Origin of the sequence: Stappia indica (genome assembly GCF_020177335.1) — a bacterium.
Classification (GTDB): domain Bacteria; phylum Pseudomonadota; class Alphaproteobacteria; order Rhizobiales; family Stappiaceae; genus Stappia; species Stappia indica_B.
In genome coordinates this window covers 1-25,109 of record NZ_JAIVMG010000024.1, presented here as the reverse complement: position 1 = coordinate 25,109, position 25,109 = coordinate 1, and the positions used below count along the sequence as shown (strand labels likewise).

23 protein-coding genes and 2 pseudogenes are annotated in these 25,109 nt (G+C 66.8%); 11 read left to right on the top strand and 14 right to left on the bottom strand.

Features of this window, described 5'->3' with window-relative positions; translation table 11 throughout:
- On the top strand, positions 1–1,050 hold a 1,050-nt coding region (locus tag LC062_RS20660; RefSeq protein ID WP_224913009.1), incomplete at its 5' end, for a hypothetical protein.
- 71 nt (positions 1,051–1,121) lie between these two features.
- Here LC062_RS20660 and LC062_RS20655 read toward each other — a convergent pair.
- From LC062_RS20655 to LC062_RS20640, 4 genes are all read right to left on the bottom strand, one after another.
- Entirely contained in the window at positions 1,122–2,159 is a 1,038-nt protein-coding gene (locus LC062_RS20655; RefSeq protein WP_224913007.1) for an NADP-dependent oxidoreductase, read from the bottom strand.
- Between the two features lie 14 nt (positions 2,160–2,173).
- Positions 2,174–3,331 (bottom strand): iron-containing alcohol dehydrogenase, encoded by a 1,158-nt coding sequence (locus tag LC062_RS20650; protein WP_224913005.1) that lies wholly within the window; start codon positions 3,329–3,331, stop codon positions 2,174–2,176.
- A 120-nt stretch (positions 3,332–3,451) separates the two neighbouring features.
- Entirely contained in the window at positions 3,452–4,072 is a 621-nt protein-coding gene (locus LC062_RS20645) for a TetR/AcrR family transcriptional regulator (RefSeq protein WP_224913003.1), read from the bottom strand.
- A 117-nt stretch (positions 4,073–4,189) separates the two neighbouring features.
- Positions 4,190–4,867, bottom strand: a complete 678-nt coding sequence (locus tag LC062_RS20640) for an ArsR/SmtB family transcription factor (RefSeq protein WP_224913001.1) — start codon at positions 4,865–4,867, stop codon at positions 4,190–4,192.
- Positions 4,868–5,037: 170 nt separating this feature from the next.
- Here LC062_RS20640 and cas4 point away from each other — a divergent pair, with 170 nt between their 5' ends.
- The 3 genes and pseudogenes from cas4 to cas2 all read left to right on the top strand — a co-directional run bounded on the left by cas4 (position 5,038) and on the right by cas2 (position 6,895).
- Positions 5,038–5,520 (top strand): CRISPR-associated protein Cas4, encoded by a 483-nt coding sequence (gene cas4, locus LC062_RS20635; protein ID WP_224913000.1) that lies wholly within the window; start codon positions 5,038–5,040, stop codon positions 5,518–5,520.
- A gap of 41 nt (positions 5,521–5,561) precedes the next feature.
- Positions 5,562–6,596 (top strand): annotated as a pseudogene (cas1c, locus tag LC062_RS20630) (type I-C CRISPR-associated endonuclease Cas1c).
- 8 nt (positions 6,597–6,604) lie between these two features.
- Positions 6,605–6,895 carry a CRISPR-associated endonuclease Cas2 gene (gene cas2 / locus LC062_RS20625; RefSeq protein WP_224912998.1) on the top strand — a complete coding sequence of 97 codons (291 nt, stop codon included), beginning with the start codon at positions 6,605–6,607 and terminating at the stop codon, positions 6,893–6,895.
- 493 nt (positions 6,896–7,388) lie between these two features.
- On the opposite strand, the gene LC062_RS20620 is transcribed toward cas2, so the two are convergent.
- From LC062_RS20620 to LC062_RS20610, 3 genes are all read right to left on the bottom strand, one after another.
- Positions 7,389–8,087, bottom strand: a complete 699-nt coding sequence (locus tag LC062_RS20620) for a GntR family transcriptional regulator (protein WP_455678354.1) — start codon at positions 8,085–8,087, stop codon at positions 7,389–7,391.
- 242 nt (positions 8,088–8,329) lie between these two features.
- Positions 8,330–9,313, bottom strand: a complete 984-nt coding sequence (denD, locus tag LC062_RS20615) for a D-erythronate dehydrogenase (protein WP_224912997.1) — start codon at positions 9,311–9,313, stop codon at positions 8,330–8,332.
- 31 nt (positions 9,314–9,344) lie between these two features.
- Positions 9,345–11,162, bottom strand: a complete 1,818-nt coding sequence (locus LC062_RS20610) for an IlvD/Edd family dehydratase (RefSeq protein WP_224912996.1) — start codon at positions 11,160–11,162, stop codon at positions 9,345–9,347.
- A 282-nt stretch (positions 11,163–11,444) separates the two neighbouring features.
- Here LC062_RS20610 and LC062_RS21615 point away from each other — a divergent pair.
- A pseudogene (locus LC062_RS21615) lies at positions 11,445–11,797 on the top strand (class II aldolase/adducin family protein); the annotation flags it as partial.
- On the top strand, positions 11,797–12,567 hold the full coding sequence (locus LC062_RS20600) for a hydroxypyruvate isomerase family protein (RefSeq protein ID WP_224912995.1): 771 nt from the start codon (positions 11,797–11,799) through the stop codon (positions 12,565–12,567). The pseudogene LC062_RS21615 and the gene LC062_RS20600, both read left to right, overlap by 1 nt.
- A 32-nt stretch (positions 12,568–12,599) precedes the next feature.
- Here LC062_RS20600 and LC062_RS20595 read toward each other — a convergent pair whose 3' ends face one another.
- Positions 12,600–13,931, bottom strand: a complete 1,332-nt coding sequence (locus tag LC062_RS20595; protein WP_224912994.1) for an ATP-binding protein — start codon at positions 13,929–13,931, stop codon at positions 12,600–12,602.
- Complete coding sequence (locus LC062_RS20590; protein ID WP_224912993.1) at positions 13,928–14,590, bottom strand: response regulator transcription factor; 663 nt, start codon at positions 14,588–14,590, stop codon at positions 13,928–13,930. The genes LC062_RS20595 and LC062_RS20590 overlap by 4 nt, the downstream gene beginning before the upstream one ends.
- Before the next feature lie 146 nt (positions 14,591–14,736).
- Between LC062_RS20590 and LC062_RS20585 the strand changes: the two genes are divergently transcribed.
- The 5 genes from LC062_RS20585 (at position 14,737) to LC062_RS20565 (ending at position 20,826) form a co-directional block, all read left to right on the top strand.
- On the top strand, positions 14,737–15,141 hold the full coding sequence (locus tag LC062_RS20585; protein WP_224912992.1) for a PepSY domain-containing protein: 405 nt from the start codon (positions 14,737–14,739) through the stop codon (positions 15,139–15,141).
- A 111-nt stretch (positions 15,142–15,252) separates the two neighbouring features.
- The gene (locus tag LC062_RS20580) at positions 15,253–15,723 is read left to right on the top strand and encodes a DUF2271 domain-containing protein (RefSeq protein ID WP_224912991.1); all 471 of its coding nucleotides are present in this window, start codon (positions 15,253–15,255) and stop codon (positions 15,721–15,723) included.
- Between the two features lie 22 nt (positions 15,724–15,745).
- Positions 15,746–17,956, top strand: coding sequence for a PepSY domain-containing protein (locus LC062_RS20575; RefSeq protein WP_224912990.1), 2,211 nt, complete (start codon positions 15,746–15,748; stop codon positions 17,954–17,956).
- Complete coding sequence (locus tag LC062_RS20570; RefSeq protein WP_224912989.1) at positions 17,937–18,917, top strand: FAD:protein FMN transferase; 981 nt, start codon at positions 17,937–17,939, stop codon at positions 18,915–18,917. Before LC062_RS20575 ends, LC062_RS20570 begins: the two co-directional genes overlap by 20 nt.
- A 13-nt stretch (positions 18,918–18,930) precedes the next feature.
- On the top strand, positions 18,931–20,826 hold the full coding sequence (locus LC062_RS20565) for a heavy metal translocating P-type ATPase (protein ID WP_224912988.1): 1,896 nt from the start codon (positions 18,931–18,933) through the stop codon (positions 20,824–20,826).
- 27 nt (positions 20,827–20,853) lie between these two features.
- On the opposite strand, the gene modC is transcribed toward LC062_RS20565, so the two are convergent.
- The 5 genes from modC to dmpG all read right to left on the bottom strand — a co-directional run.
- Complete coding sequence (gene modC / locus LC062_RS20560; protein WP_404829761.1) at positions 20,854–21,945, bottom strand: molybdenum ABC transporter ATP-binding protein; 1,092 nt, start codon at positions 21,943–21,945, stop codon at positions 20,854–20,856.
- Positions 21,942–22,637 (bottom strand): molybdate ABC transporter permease subunit, encoded by a 696-nt coding sequence (gene modB, locus LC062_RS20555; protein ID WP_224913010.1) that lies wholly within the window; start codon positions 22,635–22,637, stop codon positions 21,942–21,944. The genes modC and modB overlap by 4 nt, the downstream gene beginning before the upstream one ends.
- A 277-nt stretch (positions 22,638–22,914) precedes the next feature.
- Positions 22,915–23,706, bottom strand: a complete 792-nt coding sequence (gene modA, locus LC062_RS20550; protein WP_224912986.1) for a molybdate ABC transporter substrate-binding protein — start codon at positions 23,704–23,706, stop codon at positions 22,915–22,917.
- Between the two features lie 67 nt (positions 23,707–23,773).
- Positions 23,774–24,145: a winged helix-turn-helix domain-containing protein gene (locus tag LC062_RS20545; protein WP_224912985.1), complete on the bottom strand. Its 372-nt coding sequence runs from the start codon at positions 24,143–24,145 to the stop codon at positions 23,774–23,776.
- A 118-nt stretch (positions 24,146–24,263) separates the two neighbouring features.
- On the bottom strand, positions 24,264–25,109 hold an 846-nt coding region (gene dmpG, locus LC062_RS20540; protein WP_224912983.1), incomplete at its 5' end, for a 4-hydroxy-2-oxovalerate aldolase.

The following is a 25,109-nucleotide window of genomic DNA, read 5'->3' as shown; positions in this document are numbered from 1 at the left end:
CGTCGCGAGGGCGGAGAGGGCTGGCACATCGAAGAAACCTGGGCCGATCTGGATACCTTCAAGGCAAATCGAGGGAATATCGGAATGCCGTGCGCGGAGGTGCGTTTTGTCGGGACGGTCGCTCGCCGTGATGAGATCAAACCCGGCAAGGGGTGGCTCAGTGCGGACGGACACCGCGCGGTCATTTCGCGGGGGTGGACATGGGACGAAGACGCCGAGTGCTGGTGGCCGCTGGAGCGCATGGCCCGCATGCTCCCCAGTGTGCTGGTGGCAGTGGATGACGTCGAGGTCACCTTCGATATTGCACTTACTGGATGGCAGCCTGTCCAGATCGCGACGGGTGGGCGGGCGACCACCTTCAATGCCAGTGCAGTGTTCGATCCATTTCCCGATATTCTGAAATGGCTGGAGGTGATTGCGGCCGGTGGCGAGGGGAAGGTGCTGGCGGATCTGGAGGGGTTTTATCTGGAGCTGTTTGCCTTCAATACATCCGATCCGGCACGCATCCGCCTTGTGGTGGCTGAGGAACCCGGGAGGGACGAGGAAACGCGCGATATTGAGCTGGATATCGACGTGGACAGGCGCAAGTTCGTGTCCCGGTTTTACCAAGCCTTTCGCGCCTATGCGTGCAGCGACGACTATGTCATCGATGAATGGGCGGGGCTGTCGATGCGGGAGGATCTGGTCCGGAAGGAATTCCCCGGTAAGCCGGAGCTGATGACGGGGGTTGACGCGGGCGTGCTGAATGACCTTCTTTTGAAAATGTATCCGGATTATGTCCTTGCGGTCCCATCAGCAAAAAACCGAGAGGAGAAGATAAATATTCTCTCAGACTACATCTATAGTGGTCGGCGTGACAGGAGAGTCGCAGCGAAACCAGTTCCCCGCTTCGTCGTCCCGCCGGAATTTGACGGCTGGGACACCGAACAGCGGGCGACATACGTCAAGGACCTGCTGGCGCAAGTCGTGACGCCCTTCAGCGGAAGCAATTTGGCGAGCTTGCGATCCCTCGCTGTGGAGGCGTTCCTTGGGAGCTTGCCCGGCAAATAAACGTCGCAGATTGCGCCTTGCCGGCAACCGTCGTGTGCCGGCAAGGACGCTGTTCGCGTGTCAGGGGAGGTTTATTCGGCGGGGCGGACGCGAATGACGCGCTTGCCGAAATTCTCGCCACGCAAGAGGCCGATGAAGGCGCGCGGCGCGTTCTCCAGCCCGTCGATGATCTCTTCGCGGTAGCGGATCTTGCCGCTCTCGATCCAGCCGCTCATCTGGGCGGCGAATTCGGGATAGAGATGGCCGAAATCGTCGAAGATGATGAAGCCCTGGAACTTGAGCTTCTTGCGCAGGATCTGCGCCATCAGCCAGTTGAGCCGGTCGGGGCCCTCGGGCAGACTTGTGGCATTGTACTGGGAGATGATGCCGCAGACCGGAACCCGGGCGTTCGGGTTGAGCAGGGGCAGAACCCCGTCGAGAACCTTGCCGCCGACATTTTCATAGTAGACGTCAATGCCATCGGGGCAGGCCTTTGCCAAGAGCTCGGCGAAGTCCGGCGATTTGTGATCGATGCAGGCGTCAAAACCCAGTTCCTCGACCGCATAGGCGCATTTCTCCGGCCCGCCGGCGATGCCGACCACCCGGCAGCCCAGAATCTTGCCGATCTGGCCGACGGTGGCACCGACCGGGCCGGTCGCGGCGGCAACCGCGATGGTCTCGCCGGCTTTCGGCTCGCCGATCCGGGTCAGGCCCGCCCAGGCGGTGAAGCCGGGCATGCCGAGAATGCCGAGGCTCCAGGAGGGGTGCGCGGGGGCCTTGCCGAGCTTGGCGACCTCCGTGCCGTCGGAAACCGCATAATCCTGCCAGCCGCTGCGCGACAGGACCAGATCGCCAACCTCGAACCCATCGAGCTGGGAGGCGATCACCCGGGCGACGGTGCCACCGGTCATCACCTCGCCGATCTGGACGGGCGGGGCATAGGAGGGGGCATCGCTCATGCGCCCGCGCATGTAAGGATCGAGCGAGAGGTACTCGATGCGCAAAAGCATTTCACCCGGCCCGGCGACGGGAAGGGGGGATTCCACCAGTTTCAACGTCTGGTCGGTCGGCTCGCCGACCGGGCGTTCGGCCAGGATCCACTGGCGGTTCACGGTGTCGGTCTGGGTCATGTCTGTGTTTCCCTTCAAAGAGCGGCTTCAAGGATGCGGCGGGCATCGCTGGGGGCAATGCTGCGATGCTCGCCAAGGGCGGTCAGGCCATGATCGGACAGGGCACTGACGATGATGTCGATTTCCGGCGCGCCAACGGCATAGTCGCCAAGGCGCGTCTTGATGCCGAGGCTTTCGAAGAAGCCGCGCGTGGCCGCGATCGCAGCATCGATGCGCTCCTCCTCGCTGCCGTCGCGAATGTCCCAGACATTGCGGGCATATTGCAGCAGCTTGGCACGTTTTGGTCCACGCTGATCATGCATCAGCGCCGGCAGCACCACCGCCAGCGTGCGGGCATGGTCGGTGTCGTTCAGCGCGGTGATCTCATGGCCGATCATGTGGCTGGACCAGTCCTGCGGCACGCCGGCGCCAATCAGTCCGTTGAGCGCCAGCGTTGCAGTCCACATCAAGGCGGCGCGGGTGTCGTAGTCCTGCGGCGCGGCGAGCGCCTTCGGTCCGAGGTTGATCAGCGTGCGCAGCAGGGTTTCGGCGAAGCCGTCCTGCACCGGCGCGGCCACCGGATAAGTCAGGTATTGCTCAATGACATGGACGAAGGCATCGGCTACGCCATTGGCGATCTGGCGCGGCGGCAGGGAGTAAGTCACCTCCGGGTCGAGGATCGAAAAGGCCGGGTAGCAATGCGGGCTGAGGAAGGCGAGTTTCGCCCCCTTCTCCGCGTTGGTGATCACCGAGCCGGGGTTCATTTCCGAACCGGTGGCCGGGAGGGTCAGCACGGTGCCGAAAGGCATGGCATCGGCGACAACAGCGCCTTGGGATGTCAGGATCTCCCAAGGATCGCTGTCGTGGCGCACGGCGGCGGCGATGAATTTGGTGGCGTCGATGACCGAGCCGCCGCCGACCGCCAGAAGGAAGGAGATGTCGTTGTCGCGGATCAGCTCCACCGCCTTCAGCGCGGTGGCGAACCGCGGGTTCGGCTCGATGCCGCCGAATTCGATCAGCTTGCGCCCGGTGAGTGCGGCGCGCACCTGGGCAAGCACGCCCGTGCGTTCGGCGCTGCCGCCGCCATAAAGGATCAGCACCTTGGCGTCGGCGGGGACGCGGGCATCAAGGTCGGCGATGCGCCCCTTGCCGAACAGGATGTGGGTCGGGTTGTGAAAGTCGAAATTGTTCATGCAGTCAGGTCCTTGATGTGTCCGGATCCCGGTCCGGGGGGCATGGATGCGGTCCATGTGGTGTGTCGGTTTCGAGAGGAAATAGACCGGTCGGCTAGAGGGCGGGCGAAAGAAGAACGCTCAGGCGGGCGGGATCATCTTGCCGGTCATGCGCATGGCCGAGTGCAAGGGGGCATCGTCATGGGAGAGGCCGGCCAGCAGACTGGCACCGAGCCATTGATGGTAGATCGCCTCGGCCAGTCCATCGGTGTCGTCGAGCGGGGCGATCGAGCCGCCCTCGACCCCGTCCCGCAGGGTCTGCGACAGCCGGCGCAGGATCGCCGCGACGCCCTGTTGCAGGATGCGGCTCATGTCGGGCGAAAGGTCCGCGACCTCGGCGGAGAGCTTGACCACCAGACAGCGATCTTCCGGATTGCCGCTGATCTGCCGGGCATGCCAGTTCTCGAAATAGGTCAGGAGCCGGTCGCGCGCCGACAGGCTGTCGTCGTTCAGCGAGCGCGTCAGGCCTTTTTCATAATCCTCGACAAAGGCTGTCAGCAGCGCACAGCCATAGGCCTCCTTGGAGGCGAAGTAGTGGTAGAAGGAGCCCTTCGGCACGCTGGCGGCCTGTAGCAACTCACTGAGACCGACGCCCCGGTAGCCGTGCGTCGCCGTCAGCCGGCGGCCGACCGTCAGGATGTGGCTGCGGGTGTCCTGCGAAGCCGTGTCTTGCGAAGCTGTGTTTGGGGCTTGCCGTTTCATGATCCGGCATATAGGGACGAATAGACCGGTCGTCTAGTGATGGGGTGTCGTTTTTTTCGGGAGACCATCGTTTGCCCTTTGTGGCCGGCCGCGGCCTTGTCCGCGCGGGGCGCGTCGTCACGGTCCGGGGTCGAACACCTGGGTCGGGGATTCCACATCGAGACCGGCCGCCTTCCAGTCGATGAAGCCATTGGCCAGCCGCTGTGCCGCAAGGCCGTGCGCACGCAGGGCGGTGACCGCATCGACCGACAGGACGCAATAGGGGCTGCGGCAATAGGCGACAATGTCCTGCCGGGCGGGCAGTTCGGCCAGCCGGCGTTCCAGCTCCTCGACCGGGATGTTGATCGCACCGGGCAGATGGCCGAGCGCGAACTCGTCCTCCGACCGGACATCGAGCAGGGTGACGCTCTCCTCGCTCATGCGCCGCAGCAACTCCTCGCGTGAGATCGGCTCCAGCCGCGCCGGATGGCTGCGGCTGTCCGCCACCAGGTCATGGATCCGCGCCTGCTGGTGGTCGGCGTAGTCGCGCAAGGCAACCAGCAGCGGGGCGATCGGGCCGGAGCCAAGCCGATAGAACACATGCTTGCCCTCGCGCCGGGTCTCCACGAAGCCGGCGCGCTTCAGGTGCTGCAGGTGCTGGGAGGCGTTGGCAAGCGACAGGCCGGTGAGCTCCGCCAGGCGTTCCACGCTGCGCTCGCCTTGCGCGATATGCTCCAGCAGGGCGAGGCGGTGGGCGTTGCCGAGTGTGCGGGCCAGGAGGGCGAGCGTCTCAGTGTGCGGTTGATGCGTGTCCATGCCAGGAACCTAGGGCGCGGCCAACCGTCAATCAATGCATTGAGTATTGCCTGAGTGGGTGAGGCAGAGCATTCTTGCAAGTCAAGGGTGTGCCCGGTTGGGCGTGAGTCCAGAGGGGTTTCAGCCGGCGAGCTCGGCCGTCCCCGGAGGGGCAAGCAAGACGGTGTGCGATGCGTTCTGCCGATCCGATCCCGATCTCCGCGCTTCAGCATGCGGTCTATTGCCTGCGGCAGGCGGCCTTGATCCATCTGGAGCGGATGTGGGCCGACAATCGGTTCACCGCCGAAGGCGACAGGCTGCATGCGGCGGTCGACCTGCCCGGCGGGCGCAAGGTCCGGGGTGTGCGGCGGGAAAGCGCGCTGCCGCTTGCTTCCGCGCGTCTTGGGATCGCGGGGGTGGCCGATCTGGTGGAGTTTCTTCCCCAGGCGACTGACGGGAGAGCCGGGATCGAGACCCTTTGCCCGGTGGAGGTCAAGCGCGGCAAGCCGAAATTGCACCGGGCCGACGAGGTGCAGCTTTGTGCCCAGGGGCTGTGCCTGGAGGAAATGACCGGCGCCGCGGTGCCGGAAGGTGTGCTCTTTTATGCCGCCACCCGGCGCCGGGTGGCTGTGCCGGCCGAAACTGGCCGGGCGCGCGGTGGCCGCCTGGCGTGACCGGATGGTGCGCGATCTGCTGGCGCAAGGGGACTGACCGCATGAAAAAGCTGCTCAACACCTTGTATGTGACCGTCGAGGGGGCGGGATTGCGCAAGGATGGCGAAAATCTGGTGGCGGAGGTCGAGGGGGAGGAGCGGGCGCGGGTGCCCTTGCACATGCTGGCCTCCGTTGTCGTCTTTGGTGGGATTTATCTCTCCCCGGCGTTGATGCAGGCCTGCGCAGCGGGCGGAATCGCCATTGTCCTGCTGGATCGGATCTGCCGGTTTCAGGCGCGGGTCGAGGGGCCACAATCCGGCAATGTGCTGTTGCGGCGCGCCTAGTATCGCGCCTCCGAGACGCCGGACGAGATCGTGCGCGGGCTCGTGCTGGGCAAGGTGGCGAACCAGCGCGGTGTCCTGATGCGGGCGCTGCGCGATCACGGGGGCGAGCTTGATGAGACGCGGCGTCAGGCCATCGACGCGGCGATCCGGCGTCAGGCGGCGATCCTGCGCCGCATCGGTGGGGCGGGCGAGGGAGCGGAAACCCTGCGCGGTGCGGAAGGAGAGGCGGCGAAGCTCTACTTCGGCGTCTTTGATCATTTGCTGCGGTCGCCGGATGCGGAGATCCGGTTTCGCGGTCGCTCGCGGCGTCCGCCGCTCGATCCGGTCAATGCGGTGCTGTCCTTCCTCTATACCCTGCTTACCCACGACTGCCGCGCCGCGGCCGAAAGCGTTGGCCTCGATTCGGCTGTCGGCTTTCTGCACCGCGACCGGCCGGGCCGGCCCAGTCTGGCGCTCGATCTGATGGAGGAGTTGCGGCCCGTCTTTGCCGACCGGCTGGCCCTGTCCCTGTTCAACCGCCGGCAATTGCGGGCCGGCGACTTCGAGACGCGGGATGGCGGCGCCGTGTTCCTGTCCGAGGATGGTCGCAAGACCGTGCTCGCCGCCTGGCAGGAGCGCAAGAAGGAGGAGCGGTTGCATCCGTTTCTGGAGGAGAAGGCGCCGCTCGAACTGGTGCCCTACCTGCAGGCGCAGCTTCTGTCGCGGCATTTGCGCGGGGATCTCGATGCCTACCCGCCCTGGTTCTGGAAATAGGAGAGACGATGCTGGTGCTTGTGACCTATGACGTGCGCGCCTCCGATGCCGGCGGACCGGGGCGGTTGCGCAGGGTCGCCCGGGCCTGCCGCGACTATGGGCAGCGCGTGCAGTTCTCGGTCTTCGAGATCGAGGTGGATCCGGCGCAGTGGACCCGGCTCAAGGCCCGGCTGGAGGCGGCGATCGACCCGGAGGCGGACAGTTTGCGCTACTATTATCTTGGGGCCAACTGGCAGCGGCGGGTGGAGCATGTCGGCGCCAAGCCGGCGACCGATCTCGGCGGAACGCTGATCGTCTGATGCGGCGGGGCGTCACGGGTCCGGGGCAGCGCGAACCGCAAGCGTGTCCGGATTCCCTGGGAGGTTCGCGCTGGCCTTACAGGGATGAAAAGATTTGTTTTTTTTCAGGCTGGTACGGGCGAGGCGGCGATTTTGGGCGGTGTTTTGCAGAGGTTCGCGCTGGCGAACGATTTTTCTTTGATCCGGCAACGTGATAGGAGGGGGACGGTCGCCCCCTCACGGGGGCGTGGATTGAAACGCTTGTTGCGCCAGGGACGCATGACCACCTGCGGTCGCCCCCTCACGGGGGCGTGGATTGAAACGCATGCCCGGACTGGTGGGAGCGCATCCAGTCGGGTCGCCCCCTCACGGGGACGTGGATTGAAACTTCCTCCTATTTCTAGACAACCCGCCGCCGATAGGGTCGCCCCCTCACGGGGCGTGGATTGAAACACCGCCGCCGCCATCGTCCGTGACGGGCGGGATGTCGCCCCCTCACGGGGGCGTGGCTGCGTCAGCCGCCAGCGGGCAGGCCTGCCTGTTGGCGCAGCAGCGAAAGCAGCAGAGCGTCGGCCCGGTCCCGGTGCTGCTGGTGCAGCCGCGTCGCCTCCGCCTCATCGCCGGCGCGGATCGCGGCGAGGATCGCCCGGTGTTCCTCGTCGGAGATCACTGGCAGCGGGCGAAGCCCGGCGATGGCGATACGGGCGCGGTATTGCTGGTCCCAGAGCTGGCGCAGCATGCCCTGCAGGCGTGGATTGCCGCAAAGGGCGGCCAGTTCGGAGTGGAACAAGTCGTCCAGTTCCGACCATTGCGCGATGTCGCCGCGTTTGGTGGCCCGTTCCATCTGGCTGAGAATGCCATCAAGCCGCTGGTAGTCGGTCTCGCTGATGCCACGCCGGGCGGTCAGTTGCGCGGCCTTGACCTCCAGGGTCGAGAACACCTGATAGATCTGTTCGATCTCCTCGATCGACAGCGCCCTGACGGTCATGCCGTGGCGCGGCCGGACATCGACCAGACCTTCTTCCTCCAGCCGGATCAGGGCTTCGCGCACCGGTGTCCGGCTCAGCGACAGGAGGCTGGCCACCTCGGTCTCCAGCAAGGTGGTTCCGGGGGGCAGGCGGCCTTCCAGGATGCGGTACTTGAGGTCGTGATAGGCCCGCTCGCGCGCCGGCATCCTGGCGATGCCCTGAAGGCTCGGCCTCGGTCTGGACAAGGTCTGGTCGTCGGCACGCGCCTTGCCGGTCGCCGATCCGCTTTTTCGTCTCCGTCCGCCCAGAGCCCTGCTCCCCACCTGCCGGTGTCCTTTGTCTGCGTGTCGTGCTTGGCGCCAGGCGTTTCGCCGTGCGGGTTGCGCCCTGACCCGGCGCGTCTGGGGTGGCATAGCCGTTTTTCGCAAGGGAGGGAACATGCGCGGCGACGGTTGGTCCCGCCGCCGATCCCATTGTCCATCCCGGCTCAGCCCGCGGCCCTGCGCGCCTCCTCGTCGGCGATGTGGTCGCAGATGATGGTATCGAAATCCGCATCTGCCCGGAAGCCGGCAGCCTCGGCCCGCGCGGTTGAGAAGTCCCCTGGCCAGCCGGCGACGATGGTGGCGATTTCCGGGTCCGGCCTGTGCGTGATCCGGCCGGCGACCTGCGGCCCGGCCACCCGGCGCAGCGCGTCGATCATTTCCGCCACCGTGATCGACAGGCCGGGCATGGTCAGCGACCGCCGGTCGCCCAGAAGGCCCGTGTCCATGTTGGCCGCGTGCAGCAGGAAGCCGACTGCCGCAATTGGGCTGGCGACCCAGTGGCGCACCGTGTCCGCGACCGGCAGGATCGCCTCCCGACCGGCAAGCGGTTCGCGGATGATGCTGGAGAAAAAGCCCGAGGCAGCCTTGTTGGGCTTGCCCGGCCGGACGACGATGGTCGGCAGGCGAATGCCGACCCCGTCGACGAACCCCTTGCGGGTGTAATCGGCCAGAAGCAGTTCGCCGATCGCCTTCTGCGTGCCGTAGCTGGTGAGCGGCGCGCTGAGGAAGGTATCGTCGATCTTCTCGGGAAAGGGGGCGCCGAAGACGGCGATGGACGAGGTGAACACGAGGCGTGGCCGGTAGCCTTCGCCGATCTGGCGCACCGCCTCCAGCAGGTGGCGGGTGCCGTCCAGATTGACGGCATAGCCCTTGTCGAAGGCGGTTTCGGCCTCGCCGGAGACCACCGCCGCCAGATGGAAGATCACATCCGGCTTGCGCGCCACCAGGTTTCGCAGCGCGTTCGCATCGGTGATGTCGGCGGTCGCCGTCTCAAGGTCTGGTCCGGCGTCGGAGGAAAACGCCGGCCGGACCACGTCGACCGCATGGATCGAGGCGATCTGGCCACCGCCCAGTCTGCCGTTGGCGATCAGCTGTTCGGTCAGTCTGCGGCCGAGCATGCCGGCGGCGCCGATGATCAGGATGCGCATGGCGGTTCCTCCTCCTCCGGGCGGTGCGGGGTCAGTGATTGTCGCGCGGCACTGGCGGCCGGGTTCCATCGGCCCCGCCCTGGGCGAGCCGCTGGTAGTTGACCGCCGGTTCGAGCACCATGCCGGCGTCCAGTTGGGCGACGAGACCGCGCTGGATCTCCTGCCAGGGTGTCTGGTGCGCCGGATAGGCATAGCCGCCGGCGGCCTCCAGCGCCTTGCGCCGCTCCGCCAGTTCGGCCTCGGAAATCAGGATATCGGCCGAGCAGGTGTTCAGGTCGATCCGCACCCGGTCGCCGGTCTTCAGCAAGGCCAACCCGCCGCCGGCCGCCGCCTCCGGCGAGGCGTTGAGGATCGACGGGGAGCCGGACGTGCCGGATTGGCGCCCGTCGCCGATGCAGGGCAGCGAGGTCACACCACGTTTGAGCAGGTAGTCGGGCGCGCGCATGTTGACCACCTCGGCAGCGCCCGGATAACCGATCGGTCCGGCGCCGCGCATGAACAGGATCGAGGTCTCGTCGATGGTGAGAGCCGGATCGTCGATCCGTGCATGGTAATCCTCCGGCCCGTCGAACACCACCGCCCGTCCCTCAAACGCCATCGGGTCGTCCGGGTTCGACAGGTAGCGCTGGCGGAACTCGTCGGACACCACCGACAGCTTCATGATGGCGGAGTCAAACAGGTTGCCCCGCAGAACCCGGAAGCCGGCATTGGCCAGAAGCGGCCGGTCGAAGGGACGGATCACCCGGTCGTCCTCGATGGTCGCATCCCGGCAGTTCTCGCCGAGACTGCGGCCGTTGACGGTCAGCGCGTCTTCCTCGATGAGGCCGGCCGACATGAGCTGGCTAACCACCGCGGGCACGCCGCCGGCGCGGAAGAAATCCTCGCCGAGATACTCGCCCGCCGGCTGCAGGTTGACCAAGAGCGGCACCGTTTCGCCATGGGTCTGCCAGTCGTCAATGGACAGCTCCACGCCAAGATGACGGGCGATGCCGTTGAGGTGGATCGGCGCGTTGGTGGAGCCGCCGATGGCGGAGTTGACGCGAATGGCGTTGAGGAACGCTTTGCGGGTCATCACATCGGTCGGCTTGATGTCCTCATGCACCATGTCAACGATGCGCAGGCCCGTGCGATAGGCCATCTCCTGCCGGTCGCGATGGGGCGCGGGGATCGCCGCCGAGCCGGGAAGCTGCATCCCCAGGGCCTCGGCGAGGCTGTTCATGGTTGTCGCCGTGCCCATGGTGTTGCAATAGCCGGTCGAGGGGGCGGAGGAGGCGACCAGCTTGACGAACCCCTCATAGTCGATCTCGCCGGCGGCCATCATCTCCCGGGCCTTCCACACGATGGTGCCCGAGCCGGTGCGCTCGCCCCGGAACCAGCCGTTCAGCATCGGCCCGACCGACAGGGCGATGGCCGGAATGTTGACGGTCGCCGCCGCCATCAGACAGGCGGGGGTGGTCTTGTCGCAGCCGATGGTCAGCACAACCCCGTCGAGCGGATAGCCGTAGAGCACCTCCACCAGGCTCAGATAGGCCAGATTGCGGTCGAGCGAGGCGGTCGGCCGCTTTCCGGTCTCCTGGATCGGGTGAACCGGAAACTCGATGGGAATGCCGCCGGCCTCGCGAATGCCGTCGCGCACCCGCTTGGCCAGTTCCAGATGATGCCGGTTGCAAGGCGACAGGTCGGAGCCGGTCTGGGCGATGCCGATGATCGGCTTGCCCGACTGCAACTCTTGCTGCGACAGGCCGAAATTCAGGTAGCGCTCCAGATAGAGCGCCGTCATGTCCGGATTGTCCGGATTGTCGAACCAGGCGCGGGACCGCAAGGCGGGTTTGCTCGGGGGGGTGCTCATGGGATCTGTGGACCTTCGATATCCGTTTGTGTCAAGGATGGTTGCGATTAATGTATACAATGAAATCGGATATGGGAATGCGCTCGTCGCCCCGACTGTCAACTCGGTGAGATCCACCCCTTAAACTGGTAGGCAGCAGCAGTCATAACGCGCATATCGTTCTTGACGTTCCTTCGACCTCTGCGGAGGCCTTGCCCGGGGTCTGCGGCCGAAATGGCGTTTATGGATACGTTGATGCCTGCGTGCGGCATAAGGGCAGGTCCTTCTGTCGAGACCCGCGCGCGGGCCTGCGCCATCGCCATCGTTCATCTGCACGTTCCCCATTCAGGCGCCGCTCGATGCTGCCGGATGTCGATCCGGACAATATGTTGCCGCCGCTGACGCCCTATTCCATCATGTAGCTCGGCCAGGTGAGGTTGCTCCCCCTATGTCCTGCCTGGGGATGCGGCGATCGGTGACCTTGCCGGTCGGCGGTGATGCTTGCCAATTTCGGGCCGGGCCGGGCCGGGCCGGCGATTGAGGAGCTGGAGGAGACCGCCAGGCTGGCGCTGCTGACGCGCGGCCTGTCGCTGCGTCAATTGACCCCGGACGCGATTGACCGGGTGGTGAGAACATTTGATGTGGAGTGGACGTGATGCCGGGGCTTTCTGCCAATCTGGGCTTTCTGTGGACCGAGCTTTCGTTGCTGGAGGCGGTGCGCCGGGCCCATGCGGCCGGCTTTGACGCGGTCGAGTGCCATTGGCCCTATGACGTCCCGCCGGCCGAGCTGCGGGCGGCGCTGGAGGAAACCGGCTTGCCGCTGCTTGGCCTGAACACGCGCAAGGGCGCGCGGGAGGGCGATTTCGGCCTGGCGGCGGTGTCCGGCCGCGAGGTCGAGGCGCGGGCCGGGATCGACGAGGCCGTGGCCTATGCGGCGGCGGTCGGGGCACGGGCGGTACATGTGATGGCCGGCCGGGCGGTGGAAGACGATACGGCGCGCGCGTTCTTTGACGCCAATCTTGCCTATGCCTGCAAGGTGGCCGCGCCGCATGGCCTGACCATCCTGATCGAGCCGATCAACCACCGGGATGTCGCCGGCTACTTCCTGTCGCGGGTCGAGCAGGCTGCCGCAGTGATCGAGCGGGTTGGGGCCGACAATCTGAAAATCATGTTCGACTGCTATCACACCCAGATCATGCAAGGGGACCTTCTGCGCCGGTTTGAGGCGCATCGGCAGGTCATCGGCCATGTGCAGATCGCCGCGGTGCCCTCGCGGGCGGAGCCGGACGAGGGAGAGATCTGCTACGAGCGCCTGATCGCCGACATGCGAAAATGCGGCTACGACGGCTATGTCGGCGCGGAATACCGGCCCCGGGCCGGCACCGATGCGGGGCTCGGCTGGCGCGCTGTGTGCCAGGCCGGCTGAGGCCAGCCGACCGACAACAATCGGGAATCCGTTTAGCGCGGCGGCAGCCGGAACACGGCTTCGAAACCATCACTCCGGCTTGGTGCCGGCGAGTGCAGCTCCAGCTGTCCATGCACCCCCTCGGCGATGGCGCGGGCAATGGCAAGACCCAGGCCGCTGCCGTCGGCGGTGGCCTGGCCGCGCTCGAACCGGGCGGTTAGCCGGGCGAGGCTCTCCGGGGCAAGAGCGGGGCCGTCATTGATGACGCTGAGGTCGCCCGCCGCCGAGAGCGTGACCTGAACCGGACTGTCGGCGGGGCTGTGCTTCAGAGCGTTCTCGATCAGATTGCGGGTCAGGATGGCGAAGGCATCGGGATCCATGTCCGACATCACCGGGGTGTCGGGAAGTCGAAGGTCGATGCGGTCGGCGGCGGCAGGGCCGGCAACGTCGGTGGCGATCATCTTCAGCAGCGGGCGCATGTCCGAAGCGGTCTCCGCATGCAACCGGCCGCTTTCCGCGCGCGAAAGCTGCATCAGTTTCTCGCTCATGCGGCTGAGGCGCTTCAAGGCGCGCTCGATATCGCCGGCGCGGCGCGCCGCATCCGCATCGCGCGTCTCGGCGATCAGCCGTTGGGTCTGCGCCAGGGCGGCGGCCAGCGGCGTGCGCAGCTCATGGGCGGCGTTGGCTGTGAAGCTGCGCTCCGCGTCGAGGGTGGCCCGTAGGCGGCTAAGCAGTTGGTTGATGGCGCGGGCGACGGGGGTGATTTCCGCCGGCAGCGTGCCGCTGTCCACCGGCGACAGGTCGCCGCCTCCGCGCGTCGCCAGTGCGGCGCTGAGAGCGCGAACCGGGTACAAGGTCCGGCGCACCATCCACAGGATGCCGATCAGGCTGAGGGGGATCAGCAGCAGCAGCGGCAGCGCCATCGCCAGTTGCGTTTCCCGCTCGATCCGGTCTCGGTGGTCGAGCGGTTCGGCAACGGCAATGGTGATGGTGCCCTGAAGGGCGGCATCATAGTAGAGCCGGTGGGTTGCGGTCTGGCGGAATCCGGTGCCCTCGAACGGGGGGAAATCCGCCTCCACCGCCCGGTGCGAGCGCAGCAGGATCCGCCCCTGGTCGTCCCGCACCAGATAGGTGAAGAACTCGTCATGGGTGCGCAGGGTGCTGATTCGGCGGCTGACCCCTTGCTCCTCACGGTCGATGATGTCGAGCACCGCCAATGGCAGGATGCGCTGGGCGGTTTCCTCCAGCGTGCTGTCGAACATCTCGCCCATTTCCCGGCGCAGGATCGATGTGGTGGTCACTGCGGTCGCGGCCCAGAGCAAGGCGATGCCAAGGCCGATGGCGAGTGCCAGCCGGCCTTGCAGCGAGCCGGGAAGCCGGGTCATCGCGCTGCGCCCAGCCGGTAGCCAAGTCCGCGCACGGTTTCGATGGCCTCCCGTCCCAGTTTCTTGCGCAGCCGGCTGACATGCACCTCGATGGTGTTGCTCTCGATCTCCGCGTCGAACGAATAAAGCCGCTCTTCAAGCTGCGCCTTGGACAGAAGTTGCCCCGGGTGCTGGAAGAAGGCCTCGAACAGCACCCATTCGCGGGCGGTGAGGGCGACCGGCTTGCCGGCGCGCCGGACCGAACGGGCGGCGCTGTCGATCTCAAGATCGCCGAGCTTGAGAAGCGGGTTCGGATTGCCCACGTAGCGCCGGGCCACCGCGTTCAGCCGGGCGGACAGCTCGGCCAGGTCGAAGGGCTTGACCATGTAGTCGTCGGCGCCCGCGTTGAGCCCGTCGATCCGGTCGCTGAGCTGGTCGAGGGCGGTCAGGATGATCACCGGCGTGATGTCACCGCGTCCGCGCAAGGCCCGCAGGAACGGCTGGCCGCGCCCGTCGGGCAGCATCAGATCCAGCAGGATCAGATCAAAGGCGGCGGCCTCCAGCAGGGCGGAGGCTTCGTCGAGCCGGGTTGCCCAGTCGACGGAGTGGCCGTCGGCGGCGATCTGGTCGCGCACCGCCGCGCCCAGCACCGCGTCATCCTCGATCAGAAGCACCCGCATTGCGTTTCGGTTTCCATCCGTTGTGTCGGTTTCTTGTGGGCCATCAACCTGACAGCAGCCTGAAGGCAATTCTGCACCGACCTTCAGGTGGTTGTCAGCTTGGCCGGTCATAAGTCCCCATCAAATCCGTATCGAGGAGAGGGACGATGAAGAAATCCGCGATGATAGCGGCGCTGCTGGCGGCACTCGTTATGGCCGGCGGTGTTCGTGCCGATGACGATGATTGCCAGGTGCCGATGGCCGACTGGAAGCCGCGCGCGGCGGTGGAGGAAATGGCCAAGGCAAAGGGCTGGACCGTGCGCCGTATCAAGACCGATGACGGCTGCTACAAGCTGAAGGGCCGGGATGCCGACGGCCGCAAGCTGAAGGCCAAGATCGATCCGGCGACACTGGCGATTGTCGAGATCGAGTACCGTGACGATGACGACGACCACCGCCGCCGCGATCACGACCGCGACCGGAAGCACAAGCCGGCACCGACGGGGGCGGTCTCGCCGCCGAACAACGGATTGTTCAACACCACCTCCCCCGCGAAACCGGTGGTGAAGTGAAACCTCTTGCAGATGGCCTGATGCGATAAGGCAGCCGCGCGGCATGAACGTCGTAGCCGGCCCACGCCTTGTCTCCCATGTCGCCATGCTTTCCCGAAATCGGAGAAGAAAATGAAACCGTTTCTTGCCGTCATGGCCCTGACCACGGCCCTTGTCGCGCCGGAGCTGGCCATGGCCAAGCAGGTCACCCTGACCACCACCCTCAACAACTACGGCGGTGATGGTGCCTATCTGGCGTTCTACGTCACCGATGCCAATGGCGCCTACAAGGGCAGCCTGTGGATGGCCGGTGGCAAGTCCAAGTATTACGAGCATCTGAGCGATTGGTTCCGGGCAACCGCCGGCAATGCGGCGGAAATCAACGGCATCACCGGGGCCAGTGTCGGGGCGGGACAGTCCCTGACGGTGACGCTGGATCTGGCCGATGCGCTGTTCGATGCCGGCTATGAGCTGCATATCGATGCCGCGGTGGAAGACATGCGCGACAGCCCGTCAGAGGTGGTCATTCCGCTGACCCGGGACGGCGCCGGCCAGGCGGTGCGCGGCCGCCGCTACATCGAAACCTTCAGCTACGACATGTGACGCGGGAAGACGAGATAAAGTCATGTTGCGTTCCCTGCACAAGATCCCCGGCCTGGTCGCCGCGGCTCTGATCCTTCTGCTCGCCACCACCGGTGTGGTGCTTTCGGTGCTGCCGGCGCTGGAAACGGCGCAGGCTCCGGCGGTGACCGCGCCGGCGCCGACCACTGCCGAACTTGCGGCCCGGGTCGCCGCCGCCTATCCGGGCGTGGAGCAGATCCGGCGCGCGCCTTCCGGCCTGATCACGGCGTTCTATTTCGAGAATGACCGTCCTGGGCGGGTGGTGATCGACCCGGCGACCGGTGAAGGTGTCAGGGAGTACACCCCCTCGGCCTTTTCCCGCTGGATGACCAATCTGCACCGCTCCCTGTTCCTGGACGATGGCGGACGGTTGACGGCCGCTGCCGGCGCGCTCGCCATGCTGGTCCTGTGCGTCTCTGGCTGTCTGCTCACCGTGCGGCGCGTGGGCGGCTGGGGCCGGCTGTTCTCGCGCCTGCGCGGACCGCTGGCGGGCCGTCTGCATGTGGAAATCGCCCGTATCGCCCTGCCGGGGCTGCTGCTGTCGTCGCTGACCGCGCTGGTCATGACCGCCGGAACCTTCGGCGTTCTGCCCTCGGACCGGGCCGCGCCGCTCTTTCCCACCGAGGTGAGCGAGACAATGGGCGCGGCGCCCGGCGATATCGCCGCCCTGGCGGCCGTTCCGCTGGAGGATCTGCGCGAACTGACCTTCCCCTATCCTGGCGATGCCACCGACGTCTTCACTCTGAAGACCGTATCCGGCACCGGCTATCTGGATCAGGGAACCGGCGCCATGCTGGTCTGGGCCGACCACGGCCCCTGGCAGCAGCTTTCCGCCACCGTCAAGATGCTGCACACCGGCAAGGGCGCCTGGGTGCTGGGGCTTGTCCTCGGCCTGACGACGCTCGGCGCGCCGGTGCTGGCCGTGACCGGGATCATTATCTGGCTAAGCGGGCGCCGCTCGCGGCCGCGCCTGCCGGCCGGTGTCCGCGCCGACCGGGCCGACACCATCATCCTTGTCGGCAGCGAAGGCGGTAGCACCTGGGGCTTTGCCGCGACCCTGCACAAGGGGCTGATGGTGGCCGGGCACACGGTGCACACCGCCGCGCTCTCCCGCTTTGCGCCGGAGCGCTACACCAGCGCGCGGCAGGTCATCATTCTGGCCTCCACCTATGGCGATGGCGCCGCGCCGTCCTCCGCGCAAGGCTTTGCCGATCGGCTGGCGGCACTGCCTGCGGCACCGGCGATACCCCTGGCCGTGCTTGGCTTCGGCGATCGCCAGTTCCCCGATTTTTGCGGCTATGCCTGTGAGATCGCGCGCCTCGCCGAGGAAAAGGGCTGGGAGCAACTCCTGCCGCTCGACCGGGTGGATCGGCAGTCGCCGCAGGACTTCGCCCGCTGGGGACGGGCGCTCGGTCAGGCGCTGGGCCGCCCGCTGGAACTGGCGCACCAGCCGGCGCTGGCTCCGACCCATCCGCTGACGCTGATCTCGCGCCGGGACTATGGCGCGCAGATGCAGGCGCCGACCTCGATTTTGCGCTTTGCCCTGCCGTCCGTCGGGCTGTGGCAGCGGATCACCGGCAGAGGCTTTCCGCGCTTTGCCGCCGGCGATCTGTTGGGCATCCTGCCGGAAGGCTCGGCGGTGCCACGGTTCTACTCGCTCGCCTCGGCCAGCCGCGATGGCTTTGTCGAGATCTGCGTGAAGAAGCACACCGGCGGCCTGTGCTCGGGCCAGCTCATCGGTCTGGCTCCCGGCGATGAGGTGCGCGGCTTCATTCGCCGCAACCCGGACTTCCGCCCGGCGGGCAACCGCAAGCCGGTGATCCTGATTGGTGCCGGGACCGGCATCGGACCGCTGGCCGGCTTTGCCCGGGCCAACCGCAAGGGGCGGGACATGCATCTTTATTTCGGCGCGCGGCATCCGAAGTCGGATCTTCTCTATGATGAGGAGCTGCGCCAGTGGCAGGCGGACGGGCGGCTCGCCAGCGTCAACACCGCGTTTTCGCGGACAGCGGACCGGTCCTATGTTCAGGATATCCTGCGCAAGGACGCGGTGCGGATCGCTGACCTGATCGACAGCGGCGCCCAGGTGCTGGTGTGCGGCGGACGGGAGATGGCAAACGGCGTGACCGCGGCGATGGCCGATATCCTGCAGCCGAAGGGGCTGACACCGGCAACCTTGAAGGCGGAAGGCCGATATGTCGAAGATGTCTACTGAGCCGGCCTTGGTCGCCCTTGACGGTCCGGTGATGGGCACCCGCTGGTCGGCGCTGTTCCGGGCGCCGGTCGGGCTGGACACCGAAGCGGTCCGCGCCGCGCTGGCCGCCAGCGTCGGCGAGGTGGACCGGCAGATGTCCACCTACCAGCACCAGTCGGATCTGATGCGGCTGAACCGGGCCCCGGCAGGGGTGTGGATGCCGGTTCCCGAGCGGCTTTTCGAGGTGTTGGCGCGTGGGTTGGCCATTGGCCGGGCTTCGGGCGGGGCATTCGATATCGGCATGGGCGATGTGGTCGCCGCCTGGGGATTCGGTCCGGATGCGGCCGATGTTCAGGCGGTGAAGGCGGCGCTCGGCAAGACCCGGCCGCCGGCGCATGAGCTCATTGAACTCGATGCGGCCGCGCTGACCGTGCGCAAGGCTGGGGCGGTCGCCATCGACCTGTCCGGCATTGCCAAGGGCTATGGCGCCGACCGCATGATCAAGGCGCTGGACGGGTTCGGCATCCGCGACGCGCTTGTCGGGCTCGACGGCGAGATGCGCGCGCGCGGGCTGCGCGGGGACGGGAGGCCCTGGACCGTCGCGGTGGAGCGGCCCGACTATGAAACCCGCACCGCATTGTCGGTGCTCGAGCTGGAAGATGCGGCGGTGGCCACCTCCGGCGACTATCGTCATTGGGTCGAAGTTGGCGGGCGGCGTTTGTCGCACACCATGGACCGGCGGCGTGGCGGGCCGGTGGATGGCGGGCTTGCCTCCGTCTCCGTGGTGGCCGAAACCTGTATGGACGCCGATGCCTGGGCGACCGCGCTGATGGTGCTGGGGGTGTCTGCCGGGCTGGAGATGGCGCGCGAACAAAGGCTGGACGCCCTGTTCATCGAACGTGACGGTGCCGGGCTTCGCCTGCACCGGACCGGACGGATTTTCAATGCCCCCGATCAGGTCGTGGTTTCGACGGTCGGGTGAGGAGAGTGACTGAATGTATGGAGTTATTCGCAGTCGGCTGAACGTTGTTCTCGTCGCGCTGGCCCTTGCGGGATTGCTCGGCGGTCTCGCCGCCCTTTGGTTCGGGACGCGACCGCTGGCGGATACGGTCTGGATGCTTGGCGTGGCGCCGGTGCTGTTGGCGCTGGTCGTCGAGATCGTCCTGAGCCTGCGCCGGGGCGAGGTCGGCCTCGATATCGTTGCCGCGCTCTCCATGTCGGCGGCGATGCTGTTCGGCGAGACCCTTGCCGCCGCCATTGTCGCGCTGATGTATTCCGGCGGCAGTTTTCTGGAAAGCTTCGCCGAGGGGCGGGCGCGGCGGGAAATGAGCGATCTGCTCTCCCGGGTGCCGCGCAGTGCCATGCGCCATCGCAATGGCGCGCTGGACGAGGTGCCGCTGGAGGAGATTGAGCCGGGGGATCTCTTGCTGATCCGTCAGGGCGATGTGGTGCCGGTGGATGGTACGGTTGCCGGCAGCCAAGCGGTGCTCGACCAGTCGGCGCTGACCGGGGAATCGCTGCCGGTGCGTCTTGGCCGCGACCATGAGGTCATGAGTGGGTCGAGCAATGTGGGCGAGCCGTTCGATATGGTGGCGAGCCACCGGGTCGGCGACAGCACCTACGCCGGCATTGTCCGGCTGGTGGAGGCGGCGCAGCGCTCCCGGGCGCCGATGGCGCGTCTGGCCGACCGCTATTCGCTGTTGTTCTTGCTGGTGACCGTGGTGCTGGCGGGGCTCGCCTGGTGGCTCACCGGTGATCCCATTCGCGCGGTTGCCGTTCTGGTGGTGGCGACGCCCTGTCCGCTGATCCTCGCGGTTCCGGTGGCGCTCGTCGCCGGCCTGTCGCGGGCGGCGCATTTCGGTGTGTTGATCAAGGGGGCGAAGGCGCTGGAGGCGCTGGCGCGGGTGCGCGGTCTGGTGCTGGACAAGACCGGCACCCTCACCGACGGCCGTCCGCGCATTGTCGCCATCCACCCGGCGGGCGATCTGGACCCGGCGCGGATGCTTGGCTTCGCCGCTGCGCTCGATCAGGTGTCCAAGCACCCCATCGCTCAGGCGATTGTCGCCGATGCGCGCGCGCGCGGAATGACCTTGCCGATCCCTGACAATCTCAGGGAAATTCCGGGCGAGGGGGTCATCGGGCATGTCGAGGGCCATGAGGTGGTTGTCGGCGGCACTGCGTTCGTGATGGCGCGGGTGACGGCGGGCGGGCCGGCCGCGCCGGTCCGCGAGGATGGCGCGGCGGTGGTGGCGCTGGCGGTGGATGGCCGGTTTGCCGGGCATATTCTTCTCGCCGATACCTTGCGGGAGGGCACGGCGGCATTTCTCGCCGGCCTGCGCCGGCTGGGCGTGAAACGCATTCTCCTGGCAACCGGGGATCGTCAGGCGGTGGCCGCCCATGTGGCCGACGGGCTCGATTTCGATAGGGTCCGGGCGGAGCTTTCTCCAGAAGAGAAGGTTGGGCTGGTGCTGGAGGAGCGCCGATCCGGCCCGGTGATGATGGTGGGCGACGGGGTCAATGACGCACCGGCGCTGGCCGCCGCCGATGTGGGTGTGGCGATGGGCGCGCGCGGCGCCGCCGCCTCCGCCGAGGCCGCCGATGTGGTGTTGCTGGTGGACCGCCTCGACAGGCTGTTGCCGGGGCTGGAAATCGCTCAACGAGCCCGGCACATCGCCCTGGAAAGCGTGGTGGTCGGCATCGGCCTGTCCGTCCTGGGCATGATCGCCGCCGCCTTCGGCTATCTGGTGCCGGTGCAAGGCGCGGTCCTGCAGGAGGTGATCGACGTGGCGGTGATCCTCAATGCCCTGCGCGCCTTGCGGATCCGTCCGACCGCCCCTGGCGAGACCGCGGACGCCTCCCGGCCGGCGGGCGTGCCCGAAGCCGCCGTCTGACGAGCGGCTTTCCGGCACGTAGCAAGATCAGCCGGGGGTGCCGATATCCACCGGCGCCACCGACACCGTCTTGGTGATGGCAAAGCACAGCGTGCCGGGCTCAAGGCCGAGCGCGTCGGCGGACCGGCGGGTGATCCGGGCCAGGATCCGGTCCTCGCCGGCCTGAAGCTGCACCACCACGCCGGGCCCTTCGCCGCGCCGCAGCGCCGACACGGTGGCCGGCAGGATGTTGAGCGCGGAAATGTCCTGCGGACGGCTGCGGGCCAGCATCACGTCCTGCGCTTCGATGCGGATCCGCACTACTGTGCCGGGTTCGGCCAGCCGACCGGGCAGGAACAGGCTGCCGGCGGAGACGGCAACCTCGGTCAGATCGTCCGGATGGTGGCGCACCACCCGGCCGGTCAGCACCGAGCCGGCCTGGCGCACGCCAAAGGCGGGCACGGCTTCCGGGTCGGACAGGACGTCCGCCGCCGGTCCGGCGCGCACCACCCGGCCGCCATCGAGCACCACCACGGTGGTGGCCAGCCGCGCCACCTCGGCGATCGAATGGCTGACATAGAGGATCGGCACGTCCTCTTCGTCGCGGATGCGCTCCAGATAGGGCAGGATTTCCGATTTCCGCGCCTCATCAAGCGCGGCGAGCGGTTCGTCCATCAACAGAAGGCGCGGCCGCGACAGCAGCGCCCGGCCGATGGCGACGCGCTGCTTTTCCCCGCCCGAGAGCGCGCCGGGATGGCGGCCAAGCAGTCCGCCGATGCCGAGCAGCGACACCACCCGGTCGAATTCCGCAGCGTCGCGGGCGGCGCCGGAGAACCAGCGCCCGTAGGTCAGGTTCTGGCGCACTGTCAGATGCGGGAACAGCCGCCCCTCCTGGAACACGTAGCCGACGCGCCGCTTGTGCGGCGGGACCCAGATCCGGCGGGCCGTGTCGACAAGATCGCCGCCATTGATCGCCACACGCCCCTGCTCTGGCTGCAGCAGACCGGCCACGGCGTTGACCACCGTCGTCTTGCCCGAGCCGGAGCGCCCGAACAGCGCCGTGACCCCGGCCGGGGCGGTGAAATCGACATCGAGGGTGAAGCCGGACAGCGCGTGGCGCAGGCTGACGTGAAGCATCAGCGTCCACCGATCCGGCGGGCGACGCGGGTGGCCACCAGTTCCGACACCAAAAGGGCGGTCATGGCCACGGCAACGGAAATCAGGACAAGCCGCAGGGCGGAGCTTTCCCCGCCGGGCACTTGCAGGAAGGCGTAGATGGCGGAAGGCACGGTCTGGGTCTGTCCGGGGATGTTGGAGACGAAGGTGATGGTCGCACCGAACTCGCCCATCGCCTTGGCGAAGGCGAGGATGCTGCCGGCGATGATGCCGGGCAGGATCAGCGGCAGCGTGACCGTCAGGAACACCCAGACCCTTGACGCGCCGAGGGTCGCGCCGGCCTGCTCCAGCTTGGGGTCGACCGCCTCGATCGACAGCCGGATCGCCCGCACCATCAACGGGAAGGCCATCACCCCGGCGGCCAGCGCCGCGCCGGTCCAGCGAAAGGCGAAGACGATGCCGAATGTCTCATTGAGAAAGCCGCCGATGGGACCGCGCGTGCCGAAGGTCAGGAGCAGCAGGTAGCCGGTCACCACTGGCGGCAGGATCAGCGGCAGATGCACGATCCCGTTGAGAAGCTGCCTGCCCGGGAAATTGCCCCGGGCAAGCGCATGGGCCACGAGAATGCCTGGCGGCAGACTGACGAGGGTCGCCCAGAAGGAAACGCGCAAGGAAAGCGCCAGGGCGTTCCACTCCGCGGGGCCGAGCCAGTCCATCGGCGCCATCTAGGGTCCAGCCCCATAAATGAGGCTGACATGGCATGGGAAATGGCAAAGCCTCGCGAGGAAGGGCGTGCAGAGCGGGCTTGTTGCCCGGTCAAATGCGCTGACGATGTAGGGTGAAGCCATTTCCATGTCCTTTAGGATTTGACCGGATTGCGCCTGCTCATACGTCGCGAAAGGCTTGAAAATGAACCACATTTCCTGCGCTTCCGCTTCTCGATCAGGAGCAATCCGCCTCAAACCATTTCGATCTCATTTATGGGGCTGGACCCTAGTCCGCGACGACCACGAAGCCCTGCCGCTCGAAGGCGGCGCGGGCGACCGGGCCGCGCAGATAGGCGAGGAAGTCCGCATTCAGCGGGTTGTCGCTGGCGGCAACCGCCGCTGCCGGATAGACGATCGGCGGATGGCTGTCCTTGGGAAAGGTGCCGACCACGGTCACATTGGCATCGGCGGCCGCGTCCGTTGCGTAGACGATGCCATAGGGGGCCTCGCCGGAGGAAACGAGGCGCAGGGCAGCGCGCACATTGTCCGCCTGGGCGACCTTCGGCGCGATCTGTTCCCAGACACCGAGGCTTTCCAGCGCCGCCTTGCCGTAGATGCCCGCCGGAACGGCCTCGACCAGCGCCATCGCCAGCCGGTTCTCGCCAAGCAGCCCGGCCAGATCGAAGTTCGGGGCGATCTCCACCTGCGCCGCATCCGGTCCATGGGCGATCAGCACGATGGCGTTGTTGAGCAGATCGAAGCGGCTGCCCTTGGCGATCAGCCCCTCGTCCTGCAGCGTGGTCATCCAGCCGGGATTGGCGGAAATGAACACATCCGCCGGGGCGCCCTGCTGGATCTGCCGGGCCAGGGCGGAGGAGCCGGCCAGCGACACGGTTGCCGTGTGGCCGGTGTCCTCGGTCCATTTCGCCGAAATCTCGTCCATCGCATTTTTCATGCTGGCAGCGGCGAAGACGGTGATGTCATCGGCGCGGGCCGACGGCGGGGCAAGCAGGAGAAAGACGCCAAGAAACGCCGCAAGGACAAGGCGGAAAGAATGGGCCGGACGGCTGGATGTCATGAAAGGCTCCCGAGGATTCGATATGTTCAGCTGGGAATATCGCAACCCTGCCGGCGTCGGGCAAGCGTTATTTCCCGTCGGACATATCCCCTATCAGCGCGCGGATGGCACCGATCTCCCCCTGGCCGGCCTCGGCCACCCGGTCCTGCAGTCGGCGATAGTTCTCCAGAACCGCCTGGCCGGTTGGTGTGAGCTGGGCCGAGCCGCCCTTGGAGCCGCCACGCGCGCTGAGGACGAGCGGTTCCTGGAATACCCGGTTCATCTCTTCCACCAGCATCCAGGCGCGTTTGTAGCTCATCTTCATGCGCCGACCAGCGGCGGCGATCGAACCGCTTTCGGCAATGCCCTCCAGAAGGTCGGCCTTGCCCGGGCCGAGGGCGACATCCGGCGTCAGCACGATCCGTACCCGCACGCCCGTGGTCTTGTTTCCCGTTTCCATGGATCGGTTTTAGCGTCCTCGCGCCCGGCTGTCATTTGCCGTCGGCGACAAGGGCGGCGACATCCGGGCGCCGGGAAAGAAAAACCCGCGCGGGAAGCACCCCGCGCGGGTCTTGGGTCTAGCTGGCGTTTGCCTTCACCAGGTCGAGGGCGACATCGGTGATCATGTCTTCCTGGCCACCGACCATGCGGCGCTTGCCCAGTTCCACCAGGATGTCACGGGTGTCGATGCCGAAGCGGTCCGAGGCCTGTTCCGCATGGCGCAGGAAGCTGGAATAGACCCCGGCATAGCCGAGCGTCATGGTCTCCCGGTCGACCCGCACCGGCCGGTCCTGCAGCGGGCGCACCAGCTCTTCGGCCGCGTCCTGCAGTTTGAAGAGATCGCAGCCATGCTGCCAGCCCATCAGGTTGGCGACTGCGACGAAGGCCTCCAGCGGCGTGTTGCCGGCGCCCGCCCCCATGCCGGCCAGAGAGGCATCGACCCGGGTTGCGCCATGCTCCACCGCCACCACCGAGTTCGCCACCGCCAGCGACAGGTTCTCATGCATATGCGCACCGCGTGTCGTCTCCGGCTTCAGCACCGTGTCATAGGCCTCGAACCGGGCCGCCACATCGCGCATCACCATGCCGCCGCCCGAATCGGTGACATAGACGCAGGCCGCACCATAGCTTTCCATCTTGGCGGCTTCGCCGGCCAGAACCTCCGGCGGCGTCATATGCGACATCATCAGGAAGCCGCTGACATCCATCCCCATCTCGACGGCGGCGGCGATATGCTGCGCCGACACATCCGCTTCGGTGGAATGGGTGGCGATGCGCACGGAAGTGACGCCCACGTCGCGGGCGCGGCGCAGGTCCTCGATGGTGCCGATGCCGGGGATCAGCAGCGTCGTCAGCCGGGCACGCTTGCACACCTTGGCTGCCTCGGCGATCCAGGCCGCATCCGTGCATTTGCCGAAGCCATA